Annotated in this window: 10 protein-coding genes and 2 pseudogenes; 4 read left to right on the top strand and 8 right to left on the bottom strand. The window is 55.1% G+C overall.

The features are described 5' to 3' along the window. Window positions 1-122: 122 nt before the first annotated feature. A pseudogene (locus K0778_RS24055) lies at window positions 123-739 on the bottom strand (transposase); the annotation flags it as partial. Window positions 740-1,133: 394 nt separating this feature from the next. On the opposite strand from K0778_RS24055, the gene K0778_RS24050 reads away from it, so the two are divergent. Then, window positions 1,134-1,790 carry a quinolone resistance pentapeptide repeat protein QnrS1 gene (locus tag K0778_RS24050; protein WP_001516695.1) on the top strand — a complete coding sequence of 219 codons (657 nt, stop codon included), beginning with the start codon at window positions 1,134-1,136 and terminating at the stop codon, window positions 1,788-1,790. A gap of 318 nt (window positions 1,791-2,108) precedes the next feature. Here the strand turns inward: K0778_RS24050 and K0778_RS24045 are convergent. The 4 genes and pseudogenes from K0778_RS24045 to K0778_RS24030 form a co-directional block, all read right to left on the bottom strand. Further along, window positions 2,109-2,537: pseudogene (locus K0778_RS24045) on the bottom strand (recombinase family protein); the annotation flags it as partial. Between the two features lie 32 nt (window positions 2,538-2,569). Next, complete coding sequence (locus K0778_RS24040) at window positions 2,570-3,961, bottom strand: ISKra4-like element ISKpn19 family transposase (RefSeq protein WP_001493761.1); 1,392 nt, start codon at window positions 3,959-3,961, stop codon at window positions 2,570-2,572. A gap of 36 nt (window positions 3,962-3,997) precedes the next feature. Next, on the bottom strand, window positions 3,998-4,570 hold the full coding sequence (locus K0778_RS24035; RefSeq protein ID WP_001493762.1) for a recombinase family protein: 573 nt from the start codon (window positions 4,568-4,570) through the stop codon (window positions 3,998-4,000). Window positions 4,571-4,706: 136 nt separating this feature from the next. Further along, entirely contained in the window at window positions 4,707-5,252 is a 546-nt protein-coding gene (locus tag K0778_RS24030; protein ID WP_001493763.1) for a plasmid pRiA4b ORF-3 family protein, read from the bottom strand. A gap of 162 nt (window positions 5,253-5,414) precedes the next feature. On the opposite strand from K0778_RS24030, the gene K0778_RS24025 reads away from it, so the two are divergent. Continuing rightward, complete coding sequence (locus tag K0778_RS24025) at window positions 5,415-5,657, top strand: transposase (protein WP_000844627.1); 243 nt, start codon at window positions 5,415-5,417, stop codon at window positions 5,655-5,657. A gap of 31 nt (window positions 5,658-5,688) precedes the next feature. On the opposite strand, the gene tetR(A) is transcribed toward K0778_RS24025, so the two are convergent. Next, window positions 5,689-6,339: a tetracycline resistance transcriptional repressor TetR(A) gene (gene tetR(A), locus K0778_RS24020; RefSeq protein ID WP_001493764.1), complete on the bottom strand. Its 651-nt coding sequence runs from the start codon at window positions 6,337-6,339 to the stop codon at window positions 5,689-5,691. A gap of 105 nt (window positions 6,340-6,444) precedes the next feature. On the opposite strand from tetR(A), the gene tet(A) reads away from it, so the two are divergent. Continuing rightward, the gene (tet(A), locus tag K0778_RS24015) at window positions 6,445-7,644 is read left to right on the top strand and encodes a tetracycline efflux MFS transporter Tet(A) (protein ID WP_001493765.1); all 1,200 of its coding nucleotides are present in this window, start codon (window positions 6,445-6,447) and stop codon (window positions 7,642-7,644) included. Window positions 7,645-7,675: 31 nt separating this feature from the next. Here the strand turns inward: tet(A) and K0778_RS24010 are convergent, their stop codons facing one another. Both K0778_RS24010 and K0778_RS24005 read right to left on the bottom strand, forming a co-directional pair. Next, window positions 7,676-8,560, bottom strand: coding sequence for a DMT family transporter (locus K0778_RS24010; protein WP_000058717.1), 885 nt, complete (start codon window positions 8,558-8,560; stop codon window positions 7,676-7,678). Between the two features lie 137 nt (window positions 8,561-8,697). Continuing rightward, a complete protein-coding gene (locus K0778_RS24005) occupies window positions 8,698-9,090 on the bottom strand; it encodes a cysteine hydrolase family protein (protein ID WP_001351729.1) in 393 nt (130 codons plus the stop codon). Here K0778_RS24005 and K0778_RS24000 point away from each other — a divergent pair. After that, the coding region (locus tag K0778_RS24000; protein ID WP_162814376.1) for a hypothetical protein at window positions 9,025-9,211 on the top strand (187 nt) is incomplete at its 3' end. The two genes, K0778_RS24005 and K0778_RS24000, sit on opposite strands and share 66 nt — an antisense overlap.

Genomic DNA, 9,211 nt, shown 5'->3' with positions numbered 1-9,211 from the left:
CGTACGGCCCACAGAATGATGTCACGCTGAAAATGCCGGCCTTTGAATGGGTTCATGTGCAGCTCCATCAGCAAAAGGGGATGATAAGTTTATCACCACCGACTATTTGCAACAGTGCCCGTTCTCATAATGCGATACACCCGCTTTGCATTAACCACAGGCAGGCCGTCCCGCTCCGACTCCCGTCGCAGCAGCGCCCACACACGGCGATAACCATACGTCGGCAGGTCAGCCACCGCCATGTTTATCCGGGACAATACGGTGGTATCGTCAGAACGGGGCTGCCGTCTGCGATCCTGTCAGTCAGATGGCCGGTGAACCCGAATGCTCAACTGCGCACGCGACACGCTAAGACTTCTGCAAACGTCGCTTATTCGTCGTTCCCAGGCAACGAGGGCGCATGCGCAATCCATTTTTTTGCCCGGCCGAACTCCACGGCCTCTTTGAGTATCTCGGCTTCCATCGTCTTTTTGCCCAGAAGGCGCTGGAGTTCGCGAATTTGCTTATTGGCGGCAGCGAGTTCGGAGGCCGGCACCACTTCCTCGCCCGATGCAACAGCCGTCAGTGAACCGTCTTAATATTGCTTGCGCCATTTGAATATCTGGTTTGCATTGATGCCATGCAGGCGCGCGACATGAGACACGGTCATACCGGGCTCCATAGTCTGCTGAATAATGGCAATTTTTTCCTGCGGTGTACGACGCCGACGCCGCTCAGGTCCTGATAACACTTCAACCATCTTATCGTTCTGACTGGTATTAAACATAGTTCCAAGACTACCTCTTATTTTAAGAGAGTCGAAGTGTCTGGTGATCTATGGGGCCAGTCTAGCCCTCTTCCAAGTGTAGGGAGATATAGTCAAAGTTTGCTTCTCCGCCGATGAGTCCGCCCTGCGTCGGATAGTCCGATTTTTTACCGGCGAAGCACGGCTCTCCTAACCCTATCTAAAGCGAATAACTTTTTTCAACAGGGCCGCGTGCCAATGCAAGAGCGATAGGCGCTCTACGCGCCAATTTGACCACTTAAAACAGGTAAATTGAGGGGTTGTAATGTGTTGATGTAACAGGCTTTTATTTTAATGTCTTGGCATATGTATAATGGTAGTCTAGCCCTCCTTTCAACAAGGAGTACTCATGGAAACCTACAATCATACATATCGGCACCACAACTTTTCACATAAAGACTTAAGTGATCTCACCTTCACCGCTTGCACATTCATTCGCAGCGACTTTCGACGTGCTAACTTGCGTGATACGACATTCGTCAACTGCAAGTTCATTGAACAGGGTGATATCGAAGGCTGCCACTTTGATGTCGCAGATCTTCGTGATGCAAGTTTCCAACAATGCCAACTTGCGATGGCAAACTTCAGTAATGCCAATTGCTACGGTATAGAGTTCCGTGCGTGTGATTTAAAAGGTGCCAACTTTTCCCGAACAAACTTTGCCCATCAAGTGAGTAATCGTATGTACTTTTGCTCAGCATTTATTTCTGGATGTAATCTTTCCTATGCCAATATGGAGAGGGTTTGTTTAGAAAAATGTGAGTTGTTTGAAAATCGCTGGATAGGAACGAACCTAGCGGGTGCATCACTGAAAGAGTCAGACTTAAGTCGAGGTGTTTTTTCCGAAGATGTCTGGGGGCAATTTAGCCTACAGGGTGCCAATTTATGCCACGCCGAACTCGACGGTTTAGATCCCCGCAAAGTCGATACATCAGGTATCAAAATTGCAGCCTGGCAGCAAGAACTGATTCTCGAAGCACTGGGTATTGTTGTTTATCCTGACTAATTGCTTTGATGTGTGATTTTAAACGCTCAAATTTATAAAACGAATAATATTGTCAACCTTGCAATAATAGACATAGGGACAACCATGTATAAATTTTTACCCTCAGGCGTCTTCACAATAGAGCCATATAGCAGTGGGTCACTTAGTGGGCTTAATTTTTCCATTAAAGATAATATTAATATTGCTCAGTATAAAACATCATATGGTAGCCCATCTTGGCAAGTAAACATAAGGCTGCCATTTATAAGGCACTGTTGCAAAAATGTGGAGGTGATAGGGGTACTACGCCGGAACCCCAGATTTTTCCGTCCGTTCAAATTATCCACGGTTGAGCAGCTTGATCCCGTCCGCCCGCAGTTGACCAACAGGGGAAATATGCCTGTACAAAGTTTGCCGGGTTATCCCAAGTTCCTGGCATAGCGTACTGACCTTTGTTTCTGATTGTCCCATTGATGCCATTGCCAGTCGCAGTTTGACTGGCGTCATTTTATAAGGTCGGCCGCCGTTCCGCCCACGGGCTCTTGCTGATGCCAGACCTGCAGTCGTTCTTTCAGCAATCAGTTCGCGCTCAAACTCCGCCAGTGCGGCAAAGATACCGAAGACAAGCTTGCCAGCGGCCGTTGTTGTGTCGATAGTCGCCCCGTGACCGGTCAGCACTTTCAGACCGGTCCCCCTCGCGGTCAGGTCGTGCACTGTATTAATGAGATGACGAAGATCACGACCGAGGCGGTCCAGCTTCCATACGACCGAGAGCATAAAAAATATTGGGGCAGCGTGAGCTATGCTGCCATCGCTGGTCCCTTCCCGTCACTTTGAAAACCCGGATACCAGCAGACAAATTTATCCTGCAGTTCGTTATTCAAAACGGCGGTCCGGGTCTGTAACAAATAATGAGCCCCTTTTCTGCTCCACTGCATCTGCTGCTTTTTGGCCATTCGTCTGGCGATCACTTCATTGATCGTGGATTCCACAAACGCGGTTGATACCGGCTCTCCGTACCGACGCATTTCGCCGTAGTTTGGGATCATCATCTTATTATTCCGGATGTAGGTATACATTTCATCCAGATGTTTTTGCAGGGATTTCAGGCTAGGATAGCTGAGTTCAGGGTCATCGCAATACATAACGCAATTATCAATATGTTCCAGCGCAGCGACAACATTGCCATGCCAGAGATATCGTTTAATGCTTTCCAGCAGTGCCAGAACTTTACTCCCCGCCTCTGGATCTGATACCAGCAGTCCCCGGGCATATTGCATGAGCACCTTCAGCCTCATGGTGATATGAAACCAGTCCAGCACATGCGTTGACTCAGGGTACATACCGAACTGGAGGTCCCTGAGATTATCCGCGCCGTCGGACAGAAAAAATATCTGCTGGTTGGCCTGCATTCCCTGCGCTGAAAGGTGGGTCATGAGCCTGCGTTCCGGATGACAGTCATCCTTCTGAACAAAACCGAAGCGGCGGGTGTCAGCAGGCGCACCAACGGAAAAAGACTTCCCGGCAATAATTTCAAAATTACGCTTTTTGTCATCCCGATCGCGAACATAACCACCATCTATACCCACCACAAGCGGTTTTCCTGGCCTGGGCAGGTTCCCCCAGTCGCGGGGGCAGCCGGAAAGAAAACCTGAATGAGCTTCAGCCTCAGCGTCAAGACGCTGCGCCACCTGGCATAAATGATTCCTCACCGTTGAGGCATTCAGGCTGTGGCCCACCGGCAGAATATCTTTCAGCAGACGAGTCGTCATTTCATAGGAGATCATCGAGGCCCAGCGGGTTTCAATATATTTCAGTGCCGGGTGAGAATAATCGCCGGCCCAGTCGCTGAGCAAACTGACTGTCTTTGTATCACTCTCTTCACAACGGCACCGGTACACCCGAAGCCCGGATACCGGAATAACGCCAAACAGCGTCCGGTACCGTATTTTCTGTTTGCCTTTGATTCTGCGCGCAGCAAGGCAGTGAGGGCACCGGATATGGTGTTGAGTATATTCGTCTGCCTGCAGCTGGACCACCGACTGCTGGACCGTATTCAGCAACAGCTTGGATTCTGACACCGATAATCCGATGTCGTTCCGGGTCTCCCCTGATTTCTGGATTGTCATCAGTTCCTCCGTTCGACTGGAGCCTGATTCATCGGTGATGACTATCTGGAGCGTCAGTTGCATCATTGCCTCCTGCTGTGGTGGATGACTATCTCCCGGCTACTGGTTGTTCATCTGGTGACGAAGCTTATAATATGTGGAAACGCCAAGGCCCGCATGGTCGCAGGCGATCCTGAGCCTGACCCCTCTGCTTCTGAGTGCGTCAATTTCCTGGATCTTTTTGATATCGGCGCCGGGGCGCCCTGTTTTTTCACCCCGTGCTTTTTTCGCGGCGATGCCGTCGGCCTGCCTTTCCTTCAGTAAGGCTCGTTCAAACTGGCTGAATGCCGACATCATGTGCAGCTGCAGTTCCTGCATCGGATTGTTTGTGCCGGCGCTGAACGTCAGCTGCTCTTTCAGAAAAATAAGGGTAACGCCCTGGTCACGAAGCCGGGTGGTGACAGCGCACATATCCGACATATTCCGGCAAAGGCGATCGATGGAATGAACCAGAAGCGTATCACCAGGGCGTAATTGCCCCAGGAGTTCCTGTAACCCCGGGCGGTTTGTGTCCTTCGCGCTGGCATGCTCAACACAAATTTTATCAGGCTGAAAACCCGCCTTTGACAATGCCTCTTCCTGACGGGCCGTATTCTGATCGGCCGAGCTTACCCTGATGTAGGCATATTGCACGCAAAACCTCCGGAAGGTCTTTAAACATCATAGAGATTTAAAGAATAATCCATAAACACTGATTTAGGGAGGTTTATAGACATTTTTTCGGGGATCTGAGAGGCATGCTGAAAACGTATACCTTTATAGACATCAGTCAGCGACGACGGCCCAGCCAGATAACTTCAGGCTCCAGTACCGGAGATGCAAGGTCGAGCCTGCTCAGTTGCCGGTTGATTTTGTGGCGGTTGAACCTGACAGCATCCAGGTCGTCAGCAAAAGGGCGGATCTCGCCGACCGTTGTTTCATCATCCGCATTAACGATAGCTTCAAGAAACGCCAGGGTTTTATCGAACTCATCCGCAGCTGTGGCTCCGGGCATACCATGGCCGCTTATACAAAACGGCGCTTTCAGCGTAGAGTTTTCATAAATGGCCTCAACACGAATGTCATGAAGCCAGTGCTCAAAGAAATTGTATTCATAGGTAAAGCGATCGCCAGCATCAAAAGCAAAATCATCAATCACGACCCGGAACGGATTATCGACAAAACCGATGCCTCCTTCGTAGGAGATACCGTAATCTTTGCCATAAATGTGAAATTGATGGAGATGGTCGTCCCCCCAGCCCTGCACTATCTGGAAAATGAAGTGAAGCGCGGCCAGTGACGTGTCGGCAGCAATTCTCAGCCGACGCCAGACCATCGGACTGACTCCATGAACTGCTATTTTGATGACGTAGATCTTCATAGTCAGCAGGTATTGTTATGAAATGATGGTGGTTATTTTAACCCCTGTAGATGGCATCATTCGATGGCTGCCCCGAGGTTTTTCATGCTCTCCTATCTCATCTGCGCAAGGCAGAACGTGAAGACGGCCGCCCTGGACCTCGCCCGCGAGCGCCAGGCGCACGAGGCCGGCGCGCGGACCCGCGCCACGGCCCACGAGCGGACGCCGCAGCAGGAGCGCCAGAAGGCCGCCAGAGAGGCCGAGCGCGGCCGTGAGGCTTGGACGCTAGGGCAGGGCATGAAAAAGCCCGTAGCGGGCTGCTACGGGCGTCTGACGCGGTGGAAAGGGGGAGGGGATGTTGTCTACATGGCTCTGCTGTAGTGAGTGGGTTGCGCTCCGGCAGCGGTCCTGATCAATCGTCACCCTTTCTCGGTCCTTCAACGTTCCTGACAACGAGCCTCCTTTTCGCCAATCCATCGACAATCACCGCGAGTCCCTGCTCGAACGCTGCGTCCGGATCGGCTTCGTCGAAGGCGTCTATCGCGGCCCGCAACAGCGGCGAGAGCGGAGCCTGTTCAACGGTGCCGCCGCGCTCGCCGGCATCGCTGTCGCCGGCCTGCTCCTCAAGCACGGCCCCAACAGTGAAGTAGCTGATTGTCATCAGCGCATTGACGGCGTCCCCGGCCGAAAAACCCGCCTCGCAGAGGAAGCGAAGCTGCGCGTCGGCCGTTTCCATCTGCGGTGCGCCCGGTCGCGTGCCGGCATGGATGCGCGCGCCATCGCGGTAGGCGAGCAGCGCCTGCCTGAAGCTGCGGGCATTCCCGATCAGAAATGAGCGCCAGTCGTCGTCGGCTCTCGGCACCGAATGCGTATGATTCTCCGCCAGCATGGCTTCGGCCAGTGCGTCGAGCAGCGCCCGCTTGTTCCTGAAGTGCCAGTAAAGCGCCGGCTGCTGAACCCCCAACCGTTCCGCCAGTTTGCGTGTCGTCAGACCGTCTACGCCGACCTCGTTCAACAGGTCCAGGGCGGCACGGATCACTGTATTCGGCTGCAACTTTGTCATGCTTGACACTTTATCACTGATAAACATAATATGTCCACCAACTTATCAGTGATAAAGAATCCGCGCGTTCAATCGGACCAGCGGAGGCTGGTCCGGAGGCCAGACGTGAAACCCAACAGACCCCTGATCGTAATTCTGAGCACTGTCGCGCTCGACGCTGTCGGCATCGGCCTGATTATGCCGGTGCTGCCGGGCCTCCTGCGCGATCTGGTTCACTCGAACGACGTCACCGCCCACTATGGCATTCTGCTGGCGCTGTATGCGTTGATGCAATTTGCCTGCGCACCTGTGCTGGGCGCGCTGTCGGATCGTTTCGGGCGGCGGCCGGTCTTGCTCGTCTCGCTGGCCGGCGCTGCTGTCGACTACGCCATCATGGCGACGACGCCTTTCCTTTGGGTTCTCTATATCGGGCGGATCGTGGCCGGCATCACCGGGGCGACTGGGGCGGTAGCCGGCGCTTATATTGCCGATATCACTGATGGCGATGAGCGCGCGCGGCACTTCGGCTTCATGAGCGCCTGTTTCGGGTTCGGGATGGTCGCGGGACCTGTGCTCGGTGGGCTGATGGGCGGTTTCTCCCCCCACGCTCCGTTCTTCGCCGCGGCAGCCTTGAACGGCCTCAATTTCCTGACGGGCTGTTTCCTTTTGCCGGAGTCGCACAAAGGCGAACGCCGGCCGTTACGCCGGGAGGCTCTCAACCCGCTCGCTTCGTTCCGGTGGGCCCGGGGCATGACCGTCGTCGCCGCCCTGATGGCGGTCTTCTTCATCATGCAACTTGTCGGACAGGTGCCGGCCGCGCTTTGGGTCATTTTCGGCGAGGATCGCTTTCACTGGGACGCGACCACGATCGGCATTTCGCTTGCCGCATTTGGCATTCTGCATTCACTCGCCCAGGCAATGATCACCGGCCCTGTAGCCGCCCGGCTCGGCGAAAGGCGGGCACTCATGCTCGGAATGATTGCCGACGGCACAGGCTACATCCTGCTTGCCTTCGCGACACGGGGATGGATGGCGTTCCCGATCATGGTCCTGCTTGCTTCGGGTGGCATCGGAATGCCGGCGCTGCAAGCAATGTTGTCCAGGCAGGTGGATGAGGAACGTCAGGGGCAGCTGCAAGGCTCACTGGCGGCGCTCACCAGCCTGACCTCGATCGTCGGACCCCTCCTCTTCACGGCGATCTATGCGGCTTCTATAACAACGTGGAACGGGTGGGCATGGATTGCAGGCGCTGCCCTCTACTTGCTCTGCCTGCCGGCGCTGCGTCGCGGGCTTTGGAGCGGCGCAGGGCAACGAGCCGATCGCTGATCGTGGAAACGATAGGCCTATGCCATGCGGGTCAAGGCGACTTCCGGCAAGCTATACGCGCCCTAGGAGTGCGGTTGGAACGTTGGCCCAGCCAGATACTCCCGATCACGAGCAGGACGCCGATGATTTGAAGCGCACTCAGCGTCTGATCCAAGAACAACCATCCTAGCAACACGGCGGTCCCCGGGCTGAGAAAGCCCAGTAAGGAAACAACTGTAGGTTCGAGTCGCGAGATCCCCCGGAACCAAAGGAAGTAGGTTAAACCCGCTCCGATCAGGCCGAGCCACGCCAGGCCGAGAACATTGGTTCCTGTAGGCATCGGGATTGGCGGATCAAACACTAAAGCTACTGGAACGAGCAGAAGTCCTCCGGCCGCCAGTTGCCAGGCGGTAAAGGTGAGCAGAGGCACGGGAGGTTGCCACTTGCGGGTCAGCACGGTTCCGAACGCCATGGAAACCGCCCCCGCCAGGCCCGCTGCGACGCCGACAGGATCTAGCGCTGCGTTTGGTGTCAACACCAACAGCGCCACGCCCGCAGTTCCGCAAATAGCCCCCAGGACCGCCATCAATCGTATCGGGCTACCTAGCAGAGCGGCAGAGATGAACACGACCATCAGCGGCTGCACAGCGCCTACCGTCGCCGCGACCCCGCCCGGCAGGCGGTAGACCGAAATAAACAACAAGCTCCAGAATAGCGAAATATTAAGTGCGCCGAGGATGAAGATGCGCATCCACCAGATTCCCGTTGGAATCTGTCGGACGATCATCACGAGCAATAAACCCGCCGGCAACGCCCGCAGCATCGCGACCGTCATCGGTGAGAAGTTCGGCAGGTATTGGGTGGTGACAATGTAGGTGCTGCCCCAAATGGCAGGTGCTATCGCTGTGAACAATAAATCGGGCGTGCGTAATGACATGCGATTACAAGACCTCCGCTACGGCGATGGGTTTTTGAGAGTTGCAGGCGCCGCGATGACCGCACCCTGACTTGGACTGGCCCTGCCTCGCACCAATCCACCTGCGGCTATGGCCGCGATCATGCGAGGCCCGAAAATTACACGACCTGTACACGTCCGCCGAACCCGGAACGCAACAGAGCTTCGTGGGCATCCCGATCCGGGTCGTAGCAGCAGTCCTGGACCAAACGCACGTCGTAGTCCGCATCACTAGCCCAGGCGACGCTTGAAAGAACAACGCCGGTGGTGCTTATCCCGGCCATGACAAGCGTGCTTACGCCGCGCGTCCGAAGGTCGGCGTCGAGCGCCGTGCCATAAAAGACGCTGGCTCGCGGACATGCATAGAAAAGGTCGCCCCGTTCGATCGCAAGCCCTTCGACGGGCAGACCGGTGCGAAATCGTCCGCTCGGGAGATACGGTGAGATTTGGCGATTCGTCGCCGGCGGCGCATGTTCATACTCTTCGCCGAGCGAAAAGTTGGGGAACAGCACGGGCCGGCCGCGCAAGGCGTGCTGGCAGCCGTGCAGACCCTGCGTGAGATGAACGCCGACAACCTGCGCAAGGTGCCGGCCGATGCACCCACGGCCTTCATCAAGCCGCGCTGGAAGCCGC

The sequence above is a fragment of the Escherichia sp. XD33 genome (assembly GCF_019375075.1).
Lineage (GTDB): Bacteria > Pseudomonadota > Gammaproteobacteria > Enterobacterales > Enterobacteriaceae > Enterobacter > Enterobacter flexneri_A.
Note: the sequence above shows the minus strand (reverse complement) of the source record. Positions and strands in the feature narration are given on the sequence as shown.

What these genes read in the sequence shown, in the direction of transcription:
- K0778_RS24050 (WP_001516695.1), top strand. Translation starts at nt 1,134, where the DNA reads ATGGAAACCTACAATCATACATATCGGCACCACAACTTTTCACATAAA.
- K0778_RS24040 (WP_001493761.1), bottom strand. Translation starts at nt 3,961, where the DNA reads ATGCAACTGACGCTCCAGATAGTCATCACCGATGAATCAGGCTCCAGT.
- K0778_RS24030 (WP_001493763.1), bottom strand. Translation starts at nt 5,252, where the DNA reads ATGGTCTGGCGTCGGCTGAGAATTGCTGCCGACACGTCACTGGCCGCG.
- K0778_RS24010 (WP_000058717.1), bottom strand. Translation starts at nt 8,560, where the DNA reads ATGTCATTACGCACGCCCGATTTATTGTTCACAGCGATAGCACCTGCC.